Below are 20,521 nucleotides of genomic sequence, written 5' to 3' on the forward strand. Positions count from 1 at the left end.
CCGCCTGACAGGTCGCGAAAACGACGGGCCAGCTCAGATCGAGGAATAACAATATGAACATGATTTCAGGCGCGAAGGCCTTGCCGCGCACTTCAGGCAAAGCAGCCGGCGTTGGGTTGTTGACGGCCGCAATGCTGTCTATCGTCGTGGCCGCTCCAGCGCGGGCCGATCCCCTCAGTTTCGAACAGGCCATTGCTCGCGCCCAGGCGAACGCGCCCTCGCTCCAGGGGAAGCGGCTAGGGGCGCAAGCCAGCCAGGCGGCACGAGGAGCTGCTGGCGCGCTGCCGGACCCCAAATTGTCGCTTGGCATCGACAGTTTTCCAATTTCCGGGCCGCTCGCTTTCAAGCCGTCGCAGGATAATTTCACTTGGGTTAAAATGGGCGTGTCGCAAGATATTCCGAACCCGGCCAAGCGCCGCGCGCAGCGAAATCGCGCCGATGCCGACATCAATGCGGCCGAGGCCGAAGTCGCGCTTGAGGCGCGTACCGTCGAGGTTGGAACCGCGGTCGCATGGATCAAGCTCGCGTTTGCCCAGCAACGACTTGCCGTAGTCGATAAGCTGCGCGGCCAGCTTGACCGGCTCGTGCGAATCACCCCCAGCTCGGTCGCCGCAGGAACGGCGCGCCCGGCCCAAACCCTTGCGGGCCGACAGTCGTTGGCCGAGCTTGATGACCGGCGCGAAGATCTGATCGCCGAAACCGACCGCGCTCGCGCCGAACTGACCCGGTGGACGGGGGACGTCGACCCGAGCATCGCCGGTCAGGTCCCCAACTTCGTGGTCGATAGGTCGATCCTTCGCCCCTCCCTCGACCAAAACCCCTTGCTCGCGCCGGTCGAGGCACGGATCGGCCAGGCGAGCGCCGATGTCCTACTGGCCGAGGCCGACCGAAAGTCCGATTTCGGGGTCGAGGCGGCTTATCAGCATCGTGACCCGCGCTTTGGCGACTACGTATCCGCCGGGATCACGGTCAGCCTGCCATTTTTCACGCGAAACCGCCAGAATGCGCTGATCGCCGCCCGTCAAGCGCAAGCTGGACAGGCCGACGCCGAACGCGAGGCAGCCCTCCGGGCGCTCGCGGCTGACCTCGAAGCGCGGCTGGCGGACCATGCCATGCACCATGCGCAATGGATGCGATCGCGGCGGACGCTCGAGCCTCTGGCCCGCGAGCGCGTAGGATTGGAGACCGCCAGCTATGGCGCCGGTCGCGCCAGCCTGGTCGAGGTCGTCGATGCCCATATCGCGCTTGTCGACGCGGCGTTGACCACGCTTGACCGCGAGGCACTCGTCGAAATCGACGGCGCCCGACTGACCCTCACGTATCGGAGCGCCGGACGATGACGCCATTTAACTTCATGCCACGCACTCCGGTGGGCCGGGCGATCATCCTTGCGATCCTCGCCAGCGTCGGCATCGGCTACGGCATCGCGCGATGGATTGCGCCCTCGACATCTCAGGTCGCTGGCTCGGCGTCCGACGGGCGCAAGATCCTTTACTGGTATGACCCGATGGTTCCACGGGAGCGGTACGACAACCCGGATTCGCTGTCTTCGATGGGAATGAAGACCCAGCCGAAATATGCCGAGGACGGCGCTTCCGATGGACCGCCGGGAGTCGTGGTAGACCCAGCTGCCAGGCAAAGCCTGGGTATCCGCCTCGCCGCCGTGGAAAGCGGAACGATCGAGTCCGATCTGGTGGTCAGCGGAACGGTCGGCTTCAACGAGCGCAATGTGGCGGTAATTCAAGCCCGGGCGAGCGGCTTCGTCCAGCGCGTTTACGACCGCGCACCGGGCGACGTCATCCGCGCGGGGGCGCCGATCGCCGACCTGCTGATCCCCGAATGGGGTGGCGCGCAGGCCGAATATCGGGCGGTCCAGCAGACCGGCGACCGCGCGCTTATTGCCGCGTCGCGCCAGCGCCTGCGGCTGCTTGGGGCGCCCGGTGTCGGTGGCAATGGGACGACCACCATAAGAAGCCCGATCGGCGGGGTCATCCAGACGCTCGATGTCCGGCGAGGAATGACCTTATCTGCCGGGCAGACGCTCGCCCAGGTGACGGGCCTCGGCACGGTGTGGGTCAACGCCGCCGTCCCTGAAGCGCAGTCGGCGGGTATCAGGGTGGGACGCCCGGTCCGGGTCGAACTGACGGCATTTCCGGGCGAAAGCATCACTGGTCGAATCATCGCGGTACTGCCGACCACGCAGACGGAGAGCCGTACGCTGACGATGCGCGTCGAACTGCCCAATCGCGGCGGGCGATTGCGGCCGGGTATGTTCGCGACGGTACATTTGGCGGGCTCACTAGCGGGTGGACTTCTGGTTCCGAGCGAAGCAGTCATTCGAACCGGCAAGCGCAATCTGGTGATGGTCGCGGGCGCGGGCGGGCGCTATCGTCCGGTTGAGGTGCAAGTCGGTCGCGAAGGCGGCGGCAAGACGCAGATCCTCGCCGGCCTTGCACCGGGGCAAAGAGTCGTCGCATCGGGTCAGTTCCTGCTCGATTCCGAAGCCAGCCTGAGCGGGATCGAGGCCAGTCCTGTCGGCGGCGAGCGCATGACCCCGCCGGAGCAGCGGCGTTGATCGCCGCGATCATCCGCGCCTCGGTCAAGGCGCGCTACTTTGTCCTTCTCGCCGCCTTCGCGCTCGTCGTGATCGGCATCGGCGCGGTCAGGACGACGCCGGTCGACGCCCTCCCCGATCTCTCCGATGTCCAGGTGATCATCCGCACCACCTATCCCGGCCAGGCGCCGCGGATTGTCGAGGATCAGATCACCTATCCGTTGGCGACGACTATGTTGTCGGTGCCCGGCGCGCGCGTGGTGCGCGGCTATTCATTCGTTGGCGACAGCTTCGTCTACGTCCTTTTCGAGGAGGGCACCGACCTTTATTGGGCGCGCAGCCGCGTGCTCGAATATCTAAGCCAGGTCCAGGGCAGCTTGCCCGACGGCGCCACGGCATCGCTTGGCCCCGATGCGACCGGGGTCGGCTGGATCTACGAATATGCGCTGGTCGACAAAACCGGGCGCCACGACCTGTCGCAGCTGCGCAGCATCCAGGACTGGTTCCTGCGCTACGAGCTCAAGGCCATTCCGGGGGTCGCCGAGGTCGCGAGCGTCGGCGGGATGGTCAAGCAATATCAGGTGGTGCTCGATCCGCAGAAGCTGGCGTCCTACGGAGTCACGCAAGCCGAAGTCACCGATGCGATCAAGCGCGCCAACCAGGAAACCGGCGGGTCGGTGATCGAACTGGCCGAGGCCGAATATATCGTCCGCGCCTCGGGCTATCTGACCTCGCTCGACGATTTCCGAGCGATACCGCTGAAGGCGGCGGCGGGTGGCATTCCGGTGCAGCTCGGCGATGTCGCGAACATCCAGCTTGGCCCCGACATGCGGCGGGGCCTCGCCGAACTCAATGGCGAGGGGGAGGTCGCCGGCGGCATCATCGTCCTTCGCCAGGGCAAGAATGCGCGCGAGGTCATCGACGGCGTTCGCACCAAGCTCGACGAACTCAAGAAAAGCCTGCCGCCGGGGGTCGAGATCATCACCACCTACGATCGCTCGGGGCTGATCGATCGCGCGGTCGAGAACCTCACGTCCAAGCTGATCGAGGAGTTCATCGTTGTCGCGCTCGTTTGCGGCCTGTTCCTGTGGCATGTCCGTTCGGCGCTGGTCGCGATACTAACGTTGCCGCTCGGCATTCTCATGGCGTTCACCGTCATGCGCATTCAGGGGCTCAACGCCAACATCCTGTCGCTGGGCGGAATCGCGATTGCCATCGGGGCGATGGTCGATGCCGCCGTGGTCATGATCGAAAATGCACACAAGCATCTCGAGCATTGGGCGCGCGACAATCCGGATCGGACATTGGAGACACCCGAGCGGTGGAAAATCATAACCGAAGCGGCGGCCGAGGTCGGTCCGGCACTGTTTCTCAGCCTGCTCATCATCACATTCTCGTTCATCCCGATTTTTTCACTTCAGGGCCAGGAGGGACGGCTGTTCGCTCCGCTCGCCTTTACCAAGACCTACGCCATGGCGGCCGCAGCAATCCTGTCCATCACGCTCATTCCCGTCCTGATGGGTTTCCTTATCCGCGGAAAAATCCCGTCCGAGGAGGCCAACCCGATCAACCGCTGGCTGACCCACATTTATCGGCCGGCGCTCGATTGGGTACTCGAAAAACCAAAGAAGGCGCTGGTCGTCGCGACGCTTCTGTTTGCGACCAGCATCTGGCCGATCAGCCAGCTCGGTGGCGAGTTCATTCCCCAGATGAACGAAGGCGACCTGCTTTACATGCCCTCGGCCTTGCCCGGTATTTCGGTCGCGAAGGCGGGAAGCTTGCTCCAGCTCACCGACCGGCTGATCAAGACCGTGCCCGAGGTCGACAGCGTCTTCGGCAAGGCCGGCCGCGCCGACACCGCCACCGACCCGGCCCCGCTGGAGATGTTCGAAACCACGATCCGCTTCAAGCCCAAGGACCAGTGGCGCCCCGGCATGACGCAGGACCGCCTGATCGAGGAACTGGACCGTGCCGTCAGGGTGCCGGGGTTGGCCAACTTCTGGATCCCGCCAATCCGCAACCGCATCGACATGCTGTCGACTGGTATCAAAAGCCCGATCGGCATCAAGGTTGCCGGCTCCAGTCTCACCGAGATCGACAGCGCCGCCCGCCGGATCGAGCAAGTGGCGAAAACCGTCCCCGGCGTCAGCTCGGCGCTCGCCGAACGTCTGACCGGCGGGCGCTATATCGACGTGATGGTCAATCGCGCGGCGGCAGCGCGTTACGGAATGAATGTCGCCGACGTTCAGGCGGTCGTGTCGGGCGCGATCGGCGGCGAAACGATCGGCCAGACGGTCGAGGGGCTGGCGCGCTATCCGATCAGCGTCCGTTATCCTCGGGAACTGCGCGACAGTATCGACGATCTGCGCAACCTGCCGGTCGTGACGCCATCGCTCCAGCAGATCACGCTGGGGACAGTGGCCAACGTCCGGATCAGCGAAGGCCCGCCGATGCTTCGCAGCGAGAACGGTCGCCCAGTGACGTGGATCTATATCGACGGACGCGGCCGCGCGCTCACCGCGATCGTCGGTGACTTGCAGCGAGCGATTGCCGCCCAGGTCAAACTGCCTCCCGGGATCAGTGTCACCTACACTGGCCAGTTCGAGTTTCTGCAACGCGCCATCGAGAGATTGAAGATCGTCGTGCCGGTAACATTGCTGATCATCTTCCTTTTGCTCTATGCGACCTTCCGCCGGTTCGACGAGGCTTTGCTGATCATGGCGACCCTGCCGTTCGCGCTGACTGGCGGGCTGTGGCTGCTCTATCTGCTCGGTTATAATCAGTCGGTCGCCACCGGCGTCGGCTTCATCGCGCTAGCCGGAGTGTCGGCTGAATTTGGCGTCGTCATGCTGATATATTTGAAGCACGCCTTGGCTGAGCGCGGCGCCGCACCGGACGAGGCGGCAATCAAGAGCGCCGTTCGTGAAGGCGCGCTGCTCCGCGTCCGTCCCAAAGCCATGACGGTGGCGGTCATCCTTGCCGGCCTGTTCCCGATCCTTGTCGGGACCGGCACCGGATCGGAAGTGATGAGCCGGATCGCGGCACCGATGATCGGCGGCATGATCACCGCGCCCCTTTTATCCATGCTGGTGATACCCGCGGGATTTTTGCTGTTGCGGCGGCGGCGCAAGAATCCAGTGTTCAGATTTGCGCGCGCACGAGCAGGGCCCGATACGAATGTCTAAAAATACGGACTAGCCGGTTCTATTTGTTCAAATGCACGCCACCGATCAGAAGGGTGCTGACGAGCCATGAAGAACTCAGCCGATTTAACGGCGGGTTTCGGGAGCCCTGTAAACATCCCGCGACGACTGCAATGAAACGCAAAGCAGACCCTGGCACTACCGCGAATCCAAGCTGCAAATAACCGGTGCTGTAATAAATGGCGGAAATCTGGTATTTTTTATGGCTATGACACCAGTCCGTCGGCCGCAGTGCCAAGAAAATCGTCAAAAAGGGATGTGCAGACAATGGCTTACGGCGCGACCAGTGCCGCAGCTTTATCTTGCCTTATGCCCGCCCCCTTCCCCAACCCGCCACCATTCATTCTTCTACGGCAAATCGAAGACCCCCCTGGACGCAGGTGGACGCCCCTCACCCAGGAGAAAGGCGACCCAATTAGATGCCCCTCATAGTGGCCGATTTGCAGACGCTACCAGCATGATGTTTCACCCGATTAGCGTGGCCGATCGGCACGAAAAACCGCGCAATGCGCGGTCAACTTCGCATGTAAAAAGCATCGTCATGTCGCTGATCGCCTTCCCACGCGGTCCGGCGAACACCAGCTGCTCGGTACCGACCTTTCCGTCGAGCGCGATACGCTCGCCGCGCAAGCGGCGCATGAGTGCGAGCCCCAGAGGGGACAGCGGCACGACATGCGGATCCTTCATCTTCATCCGGGTTCCCGGGAGCGACCAGGTGGGCCGCATCCAGATCGAACTCTCCCCAGGTCGCGAGGCGGGTCTCGTTCGATCGAACCGCAGTCAGCACCGTCAGTTTTAGGGCGTCTCGCCCAACGCTGTTCTCGAGCGTCGAAAGCTCATGCATGAAGGCCGGCACCTTGGCGTAGGGCATGGACGCAAAGTGAATGACCTGTCGAGTTTGGCGGGGCAGGCCACGCGTAACCGAACGAAGTGATATCTCCTCGGGCACGAACCCCTTGATGTGGGCGTAGTCGAGCGTCGTCCTGATCCGCTGCAATATCCGCCGCGCGGTGTCGGGAATGGTCAGCCAGATTGGCTCCAGCACGCCAAGGACGGCGGCGCTATCGACCGCATCGATCGGGGTCCTGCCGATCAGCGGGAAGACGTAGTTCGTGAGGCTTGGCGTCCACGACGGATGCTCGCCCCCCTTCCATCCGCCCTTCATCGCGTCATAGCAGGACCTAGCCACTGTCTCGAAACTCGGCGCTGCCATGCGGCGCAGTCCCAGCTCCTTGACCGGATCGAGGCCATTGCGGATCATCCGCCGATAATCGGCGACGGCGATCCGGGCGTCACTCAGTGATACCTCGCTCACGGACCCAAGGCCAAAGTCGCGCCGCCGGCCGCGATGTTGAATGCGGAGCATCCACGACTTCGACTGGCTGTTACGGACGACGAGGTAAAGCCCGTGCATATCGGCATACCGGCCAGGACGGGCGTAACGGACTTTAAGCGCGGTTAGCGGCACGAACTGACCCTTTCGCAGCCCCACATTTAGTCCCACACTTTGTGCTGGATTTAGCGAACATCAGTGGCACTGACTGGGACCGATGTTCCGCCTTCAATCGAGCAATATCAATGTGTTGAGACTTCCTGGGTTATCTTGCTACGAAGATTTTCTAGCCGTAGGGGTCACCATCGACCGAGTACCCGATAACGTTTGGCCATTTTGTTGGTTGTGGCGGTGGGGCCGGGGTGTTGGCGAGTTCTTCCTCGCTTTGGAGCGACGACACGACTGTCCGCTTTGGATGGGGACAGCGGACGATTTCTGCTGCTATGGCCTGGCCAATGCACGACAGACGCACGGCAATCCAGGCCATCGGTTCCTTCGCTGCTGCGGCCGCGCTGCCGTCCGCTGTTCTCAGTGCGACAGGAGTAAGGCCGAAGCCGCCCCGGCTGCGGCGCGGAGACACGGTGGGCCTGGTCAAACCGGCGGGTTTCCTAGCCGAGGAGTTCGATCTCCAACTCGCCTTGGAAACCATCGCCGCCATGGGTCTTATCCCCAAGCCGGCACCGCATCTGCAGGCGCGCTTTGGCTATCTGGCGGGAACCGACGAGGCCCGGGCGGCCGACCTCAACGCCATGTATGCCGACGACAGCGTGCGGGCAGTCTTCGCCGTTCGCGGCGGCTGGGGCTCCGCTCGAATCCTGCCCTATTTGGACTTCGACTTGATCCGCGCCAATCCAAAGCTGCTGATCGGCTTCAGCGACATCACGGCTTTGCACATGGCATTTGCAGCGCGAGTAGGATTCCCGACCATTCACGGCCCAAACGCCGCTGGTGCATGGGGAAAACTGTCCTGGAACGCCTTCAAAAGCATTGCCTTCGACGCCAAAACTCCCGTGTACGGCAACCCCATAGCGACTGAGGATCGGCTCGTGCAGCGCGATTGGCGCACGCAGACGATTCGCCCCGGCAAGGCCGTCGGGCGGCTGCTCGGCGGCAATCTCACAGTTCTCACTTCGCTGATGGGTACGCCGTACTTGCCGGCGTTCGACAAGAGCATATTGTTCCTGGAGGATCTCGACGAAGCCGAATATCGTATCGACCGTATGCTCACGCAACTGGCGCTGGCCGGCGTGCTGCGTCGCGTCGCTGGCGTGATCTTCGGGCAGTGTACCAATTGCAAGTCTTCGGGCCCCTCCTATGGTGGATTTACCGTTTCGCAGGTGTTGAGGCAGCATCTGCAGCCGCTTGGCGTTCCGGTTTATCAGGGTGCGCTGATCGGACATGTCGACGACCAGTTCAGCATCCCGATCGGAGTTCGAGCCGAGATGGACGCCACCGCCGGCACCATCCGAATACTCGAACCCGCTGTCTCCTGACGGACTTCGGCTGGTGCATCGATTCAACGCGAAGGTCTTGGCGCAGAGCTAAGGTCGCTCAGGTAATAACCTTGGGGTGTCCATCCAACGCTCTCGCGTGCAATGAAGCGGAGGATTGGCGAAATAGCAGTCTGGCGCGTGCGGGAGTTCACCGTGAATCATTTTGAGCTCCGTGACGGCGTACTACATTGCGAAGACGTGCCGCTCCCGCTGATCGCGCGGGAGGTGGGCACGCCGGTCTATGTCTATTCGACGGCGGCCATGCAAAGGCATGCGCGGGTTTTCAAATCCGCGTTGGCTTCCCTCCGCGATCCGCTGGTCGCCTTTGCTGTCAAAGCCAACCCGAATGTCGCAGTTCTGGCGACGCTCGCGGCCGAAGGGTTCGGCGCGGACGTCGTTTCCGGAGGGGAATATCGCCGGGCGCGCGCAGCCGGGATTCCGGCGGACCAAATCGTGTTTTCCGGAGTCGGGAAAACCGCGGATGAAATGGAACTGGCGCTCGAGGGCGGGCTCTTCCAATTCAACGTCGAGTCCTTAGCCGAAGCCGAGATGCTGTCGCACGTCGCGGTGTCCATGGGCCGTGTGGCTCCCATAAGCTTCCGGATAAATCCCGACGTGGCGGCGGGCTCTCACGCGAAGATCTCCACCGGCGGGGCCCAGGACAAGTTCGGGATCAACGCTGCCGACCTCATTCGCGCCTTCGAAATGGCCCGCGAGCTTCCCGGCTTGGAGGCGAAAGGGATTGCCGTTCACATCGGCAGTCAGCTTACCAGGCTCGAGCCCCTGGAGGCAGCGTTCACGAAACTCGGCGAGCTCATTGTTGAATTGAGGGCGGCGGGTCATTCGATCACGGTGGCCGATCTGGGCGGCGGGCTCGGCGTTCCCTACGATCCCGCTGCGCCGTTGCCGCCAAGCCCTGCCGATTATGCTGCCCTGGTCGACCGTATTGCCGCTGGATGGGGGCTCCGGCTGGTGTTCGAGCCAGGCCGGCTGATCGTCGGCAACGCCGGCGTTCTCCTGACTCGGGTCATACGATTGAAGGAAGGACCCAAGTGCCCGTTCGTAATCGTCGACGCGGGGATGAACGACTTGATGCGCCCGAGCCTTTACGATGCTTGGCATGGGATCGAAGCGGTCGCTCCGAGAGGCGACAACATCGTCGCCGACATCGTCGGCCCGGTTTGTGAATCGGGCGACACCTTCGCGCGAGCGCGGGTCATCAGCCAGGTCGAGCCGGGCGACCTGATGGTCATTCGGACCGCCGGCGCTTATGCTGCGACGATGGGGAGCACCTATAATTCACGCCCTCTCGCCGCCGAGGTGCTGGTGAATGGCAGCGAATGGGCAGTTGTCCGCGAGAGGCAGGATGTGGAGGCGCTGATTGCCGGCGACATCGTCCCGCCTTGGCTACCCACAGGGGGTCGCGCCGACGGCGCGTCCCGTCGCGGCGGCACGTGAGGCTTCGCCACATCGAGATCTTCCATGCGGTCTACGTGAACGGTTCGGTCAGCGCGGCCGCGCGTGCATTGAACATATCGCAACCCTCGGTTTCCAAGACGCTCCGTCACGCGGAGTCGCTGCTCGGTTTCCAGTTGTTTCAGCGTACCAGCGGAGGTCTCGTGCCCACCGGAGACGCGCACGCCCTGTTCATCGAGGTCAGCGAGATTCAGGATCGAGTCTACGCCTTACGCGAGGCAGGGCGCAATTTGAGACGCGGCGGGGGTGCGGTACTGCGAGTGTCGGCGCTCCCGTCGCTGTCTCTTAAAGCCGTGCCGACAGCGGTAGCGCAGTTTTTGCGAACCCATGAAACGGTCAAGTTCGACCTGCAGACGGTCCACCATGACGATCTCGTGCGCAAGCTGTACGAGCGCGAAACCGATCTCGCGGTCGCCTATCAGGTTCCGCCGGCTGGGCCGATCGGCTGCCAATTGCTCGGCGAGGGCGAGCTGGTCCTTCTCTACCGCGAGGAGGACATGCCCGCTGCGCCGCCACAGGTAGAACTCAGCCTCCTGCGCGATCAGCGTTTCATCAGCCTTGCCGACAGCGGCCCGATCGGCTTTCTCTTCACCCAAGAGCTGAAGCGCCTCGAGCTCGAACTCGACGCGGTCGTATCCGCCCGCACTTTCTACATCGCCACCGCGCTGGTCCAGCAGGGCGTCGGAATGACGGTCGTCGACAGTTTTACTGCCAAGGCATCGGTGGCACCGGGACTGTCGGTGCGCCCGCTAAATCCGCCGCTCACTTTCCCCGTGCACGGCATGTATCTGCTCAATCGGCCGCCGACGGCGCTCGCCACGGATTTCCTCAAGACGCTTGGGCGAGTGATCGGCGCTCCATAACGGGAAGCTATGGCGGGCGCCGCACTCGATATGCGCAGATGCCGCTTGGCGGAAGATACGCTTCGCCCAAGATGATCCCCGCCCCGTACCTCCTCTACATTGGCCGCAGCGTCGATGCCGTCGCTATCAAGACCTCGCGGGGTCTCGCGACCTTCCGCCCCAAGGATTGCGTCGGAGAATTTCGCCACGACAATTGCCCACTGACTCTCGGGCTGCCCCGCCTCGGCATGGCCGAAGCCGTAGCGGCCGGCGCTCGGACGCTGGTGCTGGGAATCGCCAATCCCGGCGGCACGTTCGAACAGCATCTGATCGAAGATGCCGAAGCTGCGCTCCACGCCGGGATGAATGTCGCCGCGGGACTTCATCAACGGCTGCGCGACCAGCAGCGGCTGGCCTCCCTCGCGCGCGAACAGAAACTGCAACTGTTCGACGTTCGCGACCGGCCGGCGGATCCCGTCGTCGGCACAGGCTATCCGCGGCCGGGGCATCGACTCCTGACGGTCGGCACCGACTGCTCGACCGGCAAGATGTATGCGGCGCTCGCCCTGACCTCCGCCATGCGCGAGCGCGGGCTTGCCGCGGACTTCCGTGCCACCGGCCAGACGGGCATCCTGATCGCTGGCGCAGGAGTGCCTGTCGACGCCGTCATCGCCGACTTCATCTCGGGCGCGATCGAACAATTGGCCCCGGCCCGCAGCGACGGCGGCTGGGATGTGGTAGAGGGTCAGGGCTCGCTGTTTCATCCGTCGTTCGCCGGGGTTTCCACAGGGCTGCTTCACGGAGCGCAGCCGGAAGCGATCGTGATATGTCACGATCCCGACCGCACCGACATGCGCGGCCTTCGGGGGCGGGCGCTTCCGGACCTGGCCGAATGCCTTGAGCAGAACCTGAACGTCGGCAGGCTCACCAGCCCCAACATCCGAGCCGTCGGCATCTGCCTCAACACGTCGCAAATGGATGCCGTGTCAGCACGGCGACTGTGCGAGCGTACCGAAGACCGTCTCGGCGTGCCCTGCACGGATCCAATCGCGTTTGGCGTCGAAAATATCGTCGACGAATTGTTATGCACCGTACCCTAGACGCGCGACACGAACGCTTCGCCCTTAGCCATCCCTTCCGGATTTCCCGCGGCGTCAAGACCGTCGCCGACGTGATCACCGTGACCGTTCGGGAGGAGGGCGCGACCGGCCGTGGAGAGGGCGTTCCCTACCAGCGGTACGGAGAGGATGTGGCCAGCGCCCTCGCAGCGGTGGAGGAGGTTCGGGAAGCCGTCGAGGCCGGTGCCAACAGGCACGGGCTGCTGTCGATCCTGCCAGCCGGCGCCGCTCGCAACGCGATCGATTGCGCGCTCTGGGATCTCGAGGCGCGTCGCTCGAAACGCGACGTGGCGAACATGATCGGAGCGCCGCCGCCACGGCGCATGACCTCCGCTCTGACCATTGTCATCGACTCTCCCGATGCGATGGAATCTGCCGCCCGGCGCTTCGCGGATGCCCCGCTCCTCAAGGTAAAAGTCGACTCGAAAGACCCGGCCGCCCAGATCCGAGCGGTGCGAAGGGGGGCGCCCAACGCGGCCCTGATCGTCGACCCCAACGAAAGCTGGGACAAGCCTTTGGTCGAGGCAATGCAGCCGGTGCTCGTCGAAGCCGCCGTGGCGCTGCTCGAACAGCCCGTGCCCGCTGACGCAGACGCCTGGCTCGAAGGCTTCGTGTCCGCTGTTCCGATCTGCGCCGACGAAGCGGTCCATTTAGCTTCGGACCTTCCGACAGTCGCCCGGCGCTACCAGGCGGTGAACGTCAAGCTCGACAAGAGCGGCGGCCTCACCGCCGCACTGGAACTCGCCCGCGCGGCGCGGGCGAGCGGCCTCGGCTTGATGACCGGCTGCATGGTCAGCTCCTCCTTGTCGATTGCGCCCGCATTGCACATTGCCCGACTCTCCGACTTCGTCGACCTTGACGGCCCGTTGTGGCTGCGGGAGGACAGGCCCGGTGGGGTCAAGAACGAGGACGGCATCCTCCTTCCCCCCGAAGCGGGGTTTTGGGGGACATCATGCGGTTGATCCGGCAAGCCTTGATAGCAGCGGCTTTCCTTGCGCTCACCGCTTGCGCTGCCCCAAGCTTGGAAACGGCGGATCTGCTGATTCGAGGCGGCACTGTCTACACCGGTTCGGATGCGCCATTTACCGGCGACGTCGCGATCCGCGGCGACAAGATTTACGCGGTCGGCCGAAGTGTAGGCGGCCGCGCCAAGCGCATCATCGACGCGAGGGGCATGATCGTTGCCCCCGGGTTCATCGATCCGCATACGCATCTGGACGAAGAACTGAGTTCCGACGACGCTCGTACCCGGCTCGTTCCCGCCTTCCTGATGCAGGGCGTCACCACGGCGTTCATCGGCAATGACGGCGGCGGCGATCCGGACGTCGCGGCTGTTCTGCGTAGCGCAGCGACCAGGCCTGTCGGGATCAACTATGCCGCATTTGTCGGCTTTGGCGCAATTCGCAAGACAGTCGTCGGGGAAGCGAACCGCGCGCCCGCGCCCGGCGAGGTCGCGCGGATGGAGGCGATGGTCGCTCGCGCGATGTGCGAAGGCGCGCTGGGCCTTTCGACCGGGCTGTTCTACGCACCGGAAAGCTTCGCCGACACCGGAGAGATCGTCGCCTTGGCTAGGAAAGCAGGAGCGCTTGGCGGCATCTACGACACCCACATTCGCGACGAATCCAGCTACACCGTTGGCCTTGCCGCGGCGGTTGACGAAGCAATCGCCATCGGCCGTCAGGCAAGGCTGCCCATCCACATTTCCCATATCAAGGCGCTCGGCGTCGATGTGCAAGGTCAGGCGCCGCTGATCATCGCCCAAATCGAGGCCGCGCGTCGTTCCGGCCAGCGCATCACCGCCGACCAATATCCCTGGTCCGCGTCCGGCACCAAACTGGCCGCCGCGCTGGTGCCGCTGTGGGCGCAGGACGGAGGGCGCCGCGCGTTGCTCGATCGCCTTGGCGATGCCGCGCTCGCCGAGCGGCTCCGCTCCGGAATGGCCGAAAATCTGCGTAAGCGCGGTGGTGCGGAAGCGCTGCTGATCACCCAAGGCGAGTTCAAGGGACACACACTCGCCCAGCTGGCGAAATCTCGAGGCGAAGACCCAATCGCCGCGGCAATGACCGTGATCCGGCTTGACGATCCCGCTGTCGCTTCATTCAATCAGAGCGAGCAGGATATCGCCGCGTTCATGCGGCAGCCGTGGGTGATGACCAGCTCCGATGCCTCTCCAGGCCATCCGCGCGTCTACGGCAGCTTCGCTCGCAAATATGCGAAATATGTGGTCGCGGAGCACGTGATCTCCCTGCGCGACTTCAACGAGCGTAGCTCGACCCTCACCGCAGAGACGTATGGGCTAGCTGGCCGCGGGCACCTGAAGCCTGGCGCCTTTGCCGACATAGTCGTGTTCGATCCCAAGCGCTTCGCCGCCCGCGCCACTTATGAGCAGCCGACCCTGCTCGCCATTGGCGTTCGCCATGTGCTCGTCAACGGCGTGCTGGCGGTCGATGATGGCCAGCTCACCGGCGGGGCAGCTGGCCGCGCGCTGGCCCACGTGGCGACCCCCGGGAGTTGCCGATGAGCGTAGTGCGCGGCTGGTTTGCGATACCGCTGTGGAAGCGCGTGCTGGGCGCGCTTGCGCTCGGCGTTGCCTTCGCCTTCCTGTGGCCCGGAGCGACTCCGGCGGTAGCGTTCATGGGCGATCTGTTCGTTCGCGCGATTCGCATGCTGGTGGCGCCGATCGTGCTCGTGACGATTGCCGCCGGAATCACCACGCTTGGCGACCCGAAGCGGCTCGGCGGACTCGGCGGCCGCGCCATTGGACTGTTTGCGCTTACCACGGCCATTGCGGTCTCCGTGGGCATGGCCGTGGCGACGTTGATCCGGCCCGGCGTGGGCGCGCCGCTCGGCACCGCGGCCCCACATGCACTGGGAGAGCCAGTCACTCCGTATGAGCAGCTCATCGGAATCATCCCGGTCAATATCGTCGAGGCACTGGCCAAAGGCGATATGCTGGCGCTCATCTTCGTGTCGATTATCATTGGCGTTGGGACGGTCGTGGCCGGTGAGCCGGGGAAGCCGTTCGCCACCCTTCTGCAATCCACCTCTTCGGTGCTGTTCAAGATCGTCGGCATCGTCATGGAAGCGACGCCTTTCGGCGTATTCGCGCTGATTGCGAACGCCGTCGCTGCCAACGGCGCCGCGGTGTTCGTCAACGTCGGCTGGCTTGCGCTTGCGGTGGTCCTTGGGTCGTTGATTCAAATACTCGTGGTCCACACATTGTTGTTGAGGTTCGTCGCTCGGGTGCCGATTCTCCCTTATTTCCGCAGCATCGTTGATGCGCTGGTGGTCGCCTTCGCGACCGCGTCGAGCTCCGCGACTCTGCCGGTGGCAATGCGCGTCGCGGAAAAGAATCTCGGGGTCGCGCGGCCGATTTTCTCGACGGTCCTGCCGCTGGGGGCGAGCATCGGCAAGGACGGCACGGCAATGTATGTCGGACTGCTCAGCCTGTTCGCGCTCCAGGCGTTCGGGGCACCGCTCACACCCACGGTCTACGGGCTCGTCCTGTTGACCGGCGCTCTCGCCGCGTTCGGCACCGCGCCGGTGCCATCCGCCTCGCTGTTCATGCTTGCCGCGGTGCTTTCGGCGGTCGGCATCGCCCCCGAGCAGACCGCGCTGGTGGTCGGTTTCGTGTTGCCGTTCGACCGGCTCCTCGACATGACACGCACGGTTCCCAGCGCGAGCGCCAACCTAGCGGTGACGACGGCGGTCGCCCGCTTGGAAGGCGAGCTGAACGAGGAGGTCTACCGCGCCCGACCGGAAGCCTGAGCACACTCGCTGTGAGGAGTTGGCCGCTCGCCGTATTGTTCCGGCGGCTATCGTCGCTAACGTCAGCTGATGTCATCGAAACCGACAGCCTGGCTCCCGGCTATCCTTGGTCTGGCTCTCGGCCTTGCTTCGCCGGCCGCCGGTCGAGAGGCGCCCCGACAGCTCGGGCTCAAACAGCGAGTAGAATTGATTCTCGCCGAAGCAGGCCCCGGGACACGCTTCGGACTGGTGGTCGCAACGGCGGACGGCACGGAGCTGGTCGCCATTGCCCCCGACGCACGCTTCATGCCGGCGTCGAATACCAAGATCTTCACCACCGCGGCGGCCTTCGAAACACTCACCGGACTCGATAAGCCTGACGTTGAAGGCGGCACGACGGTCCGGCTCGAGCGCAACGGACGAAGCGTTCCGGACGTGATTCTCGAAGGGCGCGGTGACGCACGTCTGTCGAGCGCTCCCGGCTGCCTGACCGACTGTCTGGCGAGCCTGGCCGACGCGGTGGCCGCGAAGACTCGGGTCGTGCGTGACGTGGTCGGAGACGATCGCCTCTTTCCCGATGAGCGGTGGAGTCCGGGGATGAGCTGGAACAACATCCCGACGAGTTCCGGCACCGCAATTTCCGCGCTGACTCTCGACGATAACGAACTCGCGCTGCGCGTCACGCCTGGCGCCCTCGGACAGCCACCGAAGTTCGAAATCGCTTCTTATTACTCGGTTGAAAACCGGGCGATCACCGTGCCGGAGGGTAAGACCCAACTCAGCTTCGAGCGACTGCCGGGCGGCACCGTCGTACGCCTGATCGGCACAATTGCGGTCGACGCCGAACCTGAACTTCTTTCCCTCGGGCTCGACGAGCCGGCGCACTACGCGGCGTGGCGCTTCAGGGGCTTGCTCCAGGAGCGCGGTGTTCGCGTTACCGGTAATGTTACCGCCAGGCATCGGCCAAGTGCGGCGCCCGGTGGTCCGGTCATCCGCGACATCGCGCCACGCCCGGCTTCCGCCGGCGGCGAAGTCCTTGCCCGGCTGGCGCCACGGCCGCTCGCCGAGGATCTCAGGCTGATCAACAAGGTCAGTCAGAATGTTCACGCAGAACTGATTCTCCGGCGGGTCGCCAATCGCCGCGGCAGCGGCTCGATTGCCGACGGAATCGCCGAAGTGCGCGCGATGCTCGAGCGGGCTGGCGTGCCGCGCTCGGCCTACGATCTTTCAGACGGATCGGGGATGTCGACCTACAATCGGGTCGCTCCGCGCGGAATGGTCAAGCTACTGCGCTGGATCGCCGCTCAGCCTTGGGGGGCCAGCTGGCGCTCCACGCTTCCCGTCGCCGGCGTCGATGGAACGCTCGCCAAGCGATTCCGCGGCACTCTTCTTCAGGGCCGCCTGTTTGCCAAGACAGGATCCCTTAACGCCACCGCTGCGCTATCCGGCTACCTGATCGCCAAAAGCGGCCGCACCTTGCTGTTCTCGGCCTATGCCAACGATGTCCCCGAGGACGTCAGCGCGACTAAGCCTATGGACGCCGCATTGCAGCTGATCGCACAGGAAAATTAGCCGTTCATAGCGGAAACGGCGAAGCCCGCACACGCCGGAGCGGTGGCGGCCCTTGAAGCATGATCGGTGCCGTAACTGTGGCGCACACAACACGATTACGGCGTCGCAACGAAAAGATGCCGACAGGTTATAGCTCCCGGAATGAAAACTATGGCGTTTTGTGACGCTTTTGTTCCTTAATGCCCGGGCTGTGCGCCACATGCGCACTGGGGGGACTTGCCATGCTTTGTGCTAAATCGCTCAAACGCGCCCTGGTTTCGGGAACTGCTCTTGCAGCCGTCACCGGCGCCGTCGCAGTTCCGGCATACGCGCAGGTCAGCGTCAGAGACACGACGCCTCCAGCGGCGACCCCGACGACAGCCGCCACGCCGGACGAGGACAAAGAAATCATCGTCACCGGATCGCGGATCAAGCGCGACCCGAACGAGAGCGCGCTGCCGCTGCAGATCATCACCACCCAGGAACTCGAGCGCAACGGGATCAGCAATCCCGAGCAGCTGGTCGCTTTTCTTCCGACCAACGGCTCGGGGGCCGACAACCTCGCGAGCAACTCCGACATTGTCGCTGGCCAGCAGCGCGGCAACAATGGCGCGTCATTCGCCAATTTGCGCGGCCAGGGCTCGGGCGCGACGCTGGTTCTGCTCAACGGCCGGCGGGTCGCCGCCCACGGCCTCCAGGGCTCAGCGGTCGACGTCAACCAGATCCCGTTCGCCGCGGTCGAGCGGGTCGAAGTGTTGAAGGAAGGCGCGTCGGCGATCTACGGAACCGACGCGATCGGCGGGGTGATCAACTTCATCCTCCGCAAGGATTATGAAGGCCTTGGAATCCAAGGCTTCACCGACTTCACCCAGCGCGGCGACCATACGATCTACCGGACCTCGGCGATCGCCGGCTACGGCAAGCTTTCCGACCAGGGCTTCAACGTCATGGCGGCGGTCAGCTATAGCGATATCCCGGAGCTTCGCGGCGACCAGCGCAAATTCGTCGACACTTTTCAGCCCGAACGCGGCCTGTCGGTAGACACGCGGGGCACCCCGCATGCGACGCTGATCAGGTTGGCCGGAACCTTCTTCCCGAGTAACGGCTCCTTTCCGTTTATTCCGGGCACGACCACTCGAACCAGCGGCGGAATCAACGTCCTCGATCTGCCCGGCGGCGAAGGCTGCACTTCGGTCCCCGGTATGGACGCCTACGATACCCGGCTGTGGGAGTTCCCGGAGGCCGAGTTCGCCTGCGCCTGGGACACCGGCCGCGCGGCTGTGCTCCAGCAGCCGCTCAAGACCCTGACCTGGCTCGGCCGCGGTGTCGTCCGGCTGGGAAACCACGAGATTTCGGCCGAGGCCACCGGTTCCGACGCGACCGCGAGCAAGCGTTTCTCGAACCTTCAGATCACTCCCAACACCACTACCCAGCGCTATGGCTATCCGGTCGGAGCGCCAAATTACGACGCGATCTACAACCGGCTGATCGCCGCTTTTCCCGAGCTTGCGACCCGGCCGAAGGCGCCCTTCGCCTATCGCTGGCGGTGCATCGAGTGCGGGCGCCGCGAGATCTCCACCGATACCAAGACCAAGCGCTTCGCGCTCGGCGCCGACGGCCCGCTGTTTGCCGGCTGGGACTATCGCGCCGGCGCGTCCTACGCCTCGAGCGAATCCCAATCTGAACTTGGCTCCGGCTATTATTTCCGGGGCACGACCAGCACCGGCGCGCCCGACCCCAATGTGCCGATCGCGCCTGGGGCGACGCTTCCGGGGATCATCGGCCTGCTCAATACCGGGATCATCAACCCGTTCCTGCTCCCCGGCCAGGCCCAGTCGCAGCAGGCGCTCGACGCGCTTGCCGCGGTCTCGGCCGAAGGAACCATTCTCTATGGCGGCAAATATTCAGTCACCCAGCTTGACGGATCGGTGTCGGGGCCGCTGTTCCGGCTGCCCGGCGGCCGGGTCAGGGCGGCACTCGGGGTCGATCACCGCAAGGAGAAATACCGGTTCAACGGCGACCCCCGCGAAGCCGCGGCCCAGCCCGTGATCATCGCCGCACCGTTCGACAACGAGAATGCGCTGAAAGGCGCGTCGCGGACGATCAAGGCGGTCTATGGCGAAATCCTGTTCCCGATTCTCGACTCTCTCGAGGTCACGCTCGCCGGACGGGTCGATGATTATTCGGACGTCGGAAGCACCACCAATCCGATGGCCTCGTTTAAATTCCGGCCGATCCGGCCGCTGATGCTGCGCGGCAATTACAACACCGGCTTTAGGGTTCCTAGCTTCAACCAGATTTTCAACGGCCGACAGGAATCCGATTTCGCCGGTCGTGACCTCGCCGATCCGGCAAAATGCCCGGGCGGTGTGCCCAACACGACCGATCCGGGATGCGCCTCGCTCGACCGTCAGATCGACATCATCAACGGTGGCAACCCGAACCTCAGGCCTGAGACCGCGAAGCTGGCGAGCCTCGGCGTGGTCTTCCAGCCGCTGCGCGACTTCAGCGCCTCGGTCGACTGGTGGGTGATCAATCGCGATAACAACATCCAGGTGCTGAGCCTTCGACAGCTGGTCGACAATTTCGAACTGTTCCAGGACCGCTTCATCCGCGATTCGAGCGGCACTCTGCTCGCCATCGACCAGACTTGGATCAATGCCGGCGCTTCGAAAACGCAAGGACTCGAAATCGCCCTTCGCGGCGGCGGTCGGCTGCTGGGCGGGCGCCTGACGGGCGGCCTCGACGGCACTTATCTGTTGAAGAAGAAGGAACAGCTGGTCGACGGCGGCGCGTTCGAAAACCGCCGCGGAGTCTTCTCCTTCTCGGGCGACCTCGGCCTTAAGTGGAAGCACAATGCGTTCGTCAGCTTCAACCGCGAGCCCTGGACCTTCACCTTCACCCAGATCTTCCGCTCGAGCTACAAGAACCATCAATTGCCTGGAGTCGAAAACGGCTCCGTCGACCCGCCGAACGACATCGATCGGGTAGCCAAATATGTGACCTACAATCTTAGCGGGTCGGTCGACATCAACAAGCGGATGCGGATGACCGCGGGAATCAAGAATCTGTTCGACAAGGACCCGCCGTTCGCGATCACCTATGACACCAATTTCGGCAGCGGCAGCTCGTGGGAGCCGCGCGTCGCCGATCCGCGCGGCCGCTCGTTCACGATGAACGTGGACGTGAAGTTCTGAGGCCGTC

General features: G+C 64.0%; 13 protein-coding genes. 12 read left to right on the plus strand and 1 reads right to left on the minus strand.

What is annotated here, in order from left to right; genetic code table 11:
• Window positions 1-53 precede the first annotated feature (53 nt).
• The 3 genes from H0W65_RS01485 to H0W65_RS01495 are packed head-to-tail and all read left to right on the plus strand — an operon-like array spanning window position 54 to window position 5,739.
• Window positions 54-1,340 carry a TolC family protein gene (locus H0W65_RS01485; RefSeq protein ID WP_367120108.1) on the plus strand — a complete coding sequence of 429 codons (1,287 nt, stop codon included), beginning with the start codon at window positions 54-56 and terminating at the stop codon, window positions 1,338-1,340.
• A complete protein-coding gene (locus H0W65_RS01490; protein ID WP_294003069.1) occupies window positions 1,337-2,575 on the plus strand; it encodes an efflux RND transporter periplasmic adaptor subunit in 1,239 nt (412 codons plus the stop codon). The genes H0W65_RS01485 and H0W65_RS01490 overlap by 4 nt, the downstream gene beginning before the upstream one ends.
• Window positions 2,572-5,739, plus strand: a complete 3,168-nt coding sequence (locus H0W65_RS01495) for an efflux RND transporter permease subunit (protein ID WP_294003071.1) — start codon at window positions 2,572-2,574, stop codon at window positions 5,737-5,739. Before H0W65_RS01490 ends, H0W65_RS01495 begins: the two co-directional genes overlap by 4 nt.
• 532 nt (window positions 5,740-6,271) lie before the next feature.
• Here H0W65_RS01495 and H0W65_RS01500 read toward each other — a convergent pair.
• The gene (locus H0W65_RS01500) at window positions 6,272-7,261 is read right to left on the minus strand and encodes a tyrosine-type recombinase/integrase (protein ID WP_367120109.1); all 990 of its coding nucleotides are present in this window, start codon (window positions 7,259-7,261) and stop codon (window positions 6,272-6,274) included.
• Between the two features lie 272 nt (window positions 7,262-7,533).
• Here H0W65_RS01500 and H0W65_RS01505 point away from each other — a divergent pair, with 272 nt between their 5' ends.
• The 9 genes from H0W65_RS01505 (at window position 7,534) to H0W65_RS01545 (ending at window position 20,514) form a co-directional block, all read left to right on the plus strand.
• The gene (locus H0W65_RS01505) at window positions 7,534-8,583 is read left to right on the plus strand and encodes an LD-carboxypeptidase (protein ID WP_294003073.1); all 1,050 of its coding nucleotides are present in this window, start codon (window positions 7,534-7,536) and stop codon (window positions 8,581-8,583) included.
• A 153-nt stretch (window positions 8,584-8,736) separates the two neighbouring features.
• Entirely contained in the window at window positions 8,737-10,041 is a 1,305-nt protein-coding gene (gene lysA, locus H0W65_RS01510; RefSeq protein WP_294003075.1) for a diaminopimelate decarboxylase, read from the plus strand.
• Window positions 10,038-10,922 carry a LysR family transcriptional regulator gene (locus tag H0W65_RS01515; RefSeq protein ID WP_294003077.1) on the plus strand — a complete coding sequence of 295 codons (885 nt, stop codon included), beginning with the start codon at window positions 10,038-10,040 and terminating at the stop codon, window positions 10,920-10,922. The genes lysA and H0W65_RS01515 overlap by 4 nt, the downstream gene beginning before the upstream one ends.
• Window positions 10,923-10,993: 71 nt before the next feature.
• Window positions 10,994-12,001, plus strand: coding sequence for an N-acetyltransferase DgcN (dgcN, locus tag H0W65_RS01520; RefSeq protein ID WP_294003079.1), 1,008 nt, complete (start codon window positions 10,994-10,996; stop codon window positions 11,999-12,001).
• On the plus strand, window positions 11,986-12,981 hold the full coding sequence (dgcA, locus tag H0W65_RS01525; RefSeq protein ID WP_294003081.1) for an N-acetyl-D-Glu racemase DgcA: 996 nt from the start codon (window positions 11,986-11,988) through the stop codon (window positions 12,979-12,981). The genes dgcN and dgcA overlap by 16 nt, the downstream gene beginning before the upstream one ends.
• A gap of 59 nt (window positions 12,982-13,040) precedes the next feature.
• Complete coding sequence (locus tag H0W65_RS01530; protein WP_294003083.1) at window positions 13,041-14,540, plus strand: amidohydrolase family protein; 1,500 nt, start codon at window positions 13,041-13,043, stop codon at window positions 14,538-14,540.
• Window positions 14,537-15,787, plus strand: a complete 1,251-nt coding sequence (locus tag H0W65_RS01535) for a dicarboxylate/amino acid:cation symporter (RefSeq protein WP_294003085.1) — start codon at window positions 14,537-14,539, stop codon at window positions 15,785-15,787. Before H0W65_RS01530 ends, H0W65_RS01535 begins: the two co-directional genes overlap by 4 nt.
• A gap of 69 nt (window positions 15,788-15,856) precedes the next feature.
• Window positions 15,857-17,338, plus strand: coding sequence for a D-alanyl-D-alanine carboxypeptidase/D-alanyl-D-alanine-endopeptidase (gene dacB, locus H0W65_RS01540; RefSeq protein ID WP_294003087.1), 1,482 nt, complete (start codon window positions 15,857-15,859; stop codon window positions 17,336-17,338).
• 221 nt (window positions 17,339-17,559) lie between these two features.
• A complete protein-coding gene (locus tag H0W65_RS01545; RefSeq protein WP_294003089.1) occupies window positions 17,560-20,514 on the plus strand; it encodes a TonB-dependent receptor in 2,955 nt (984 codons plus the stop codon).
• Window positions 20,515-20,521: the final 7 nt, after the last annotated feature.

Source organism: Sphingomonas sp., from assembly GCF_013816785.1.
Classification (GTDB): domain Bacteria; phylum Pseudomonadota; class Alphaproteobacteria; order Sphingomonadales; family Sphingomonadaceae; genus Sphingomicrobium.

Bases quoted from the DNA above. Each gene is read 5' to 3' on its own strand.
- H0W65_RS01485 (WP_367120108.1), top strand. From the start codon at position 54: ATGAACATGATTTCAGGCGCGAAGGCCTTGCCGCGCACTTCAGGCAAA.
- H0W65_RS01490 (WP_294003069.1), top strand. From the start codon at position 1,337: ATGACGCCATTTAACTTCATGCCACGCACTCCGGTGGGCCGGGCGATC.
- H0W65_RS01505 (WP_294003073.1), top strand. From the start codon at position 7,534: ATGGCCTGGCCAATGCACGACAGACGCACGGCAATCCAGGCCATCGGT.
- dgcN (WP_294003079.1), top strand. From the start codon at position 10,994: ATGATCCCCGCCCCGTACCTCCTCTACATTGGCCGCAGCGTCGATGCC.
- dgcA (WP_294003081.1), top strand. From the start codon at position 11,986: ATGCACCGTACCCTAGACGCGCGACACGAACGCTTCGCCCTTAGCCAT.
- H0W65_RS01535 (WP_294003085.1), top strand. From the start codon at position 14,537: ATGAGCGTAGTGCGCGGCTGGTTTGCGATACCGCTGTGGAAGCGCGTG.
- dacB (WP_294003087.1), top strand. From the start codon at position 15,857: ATGTCATCGAAACCGACAGCCTGGCTCCCGGCTATCCTTGGTCTGGCT.
- H0W65_RS01545 (WP_294003089.1), top strand. From the start codon at position 17,560: ATGCTTTGTGCTAAATCGCTCAAACGCGCCCTGGTTTCGGGAACTGCT.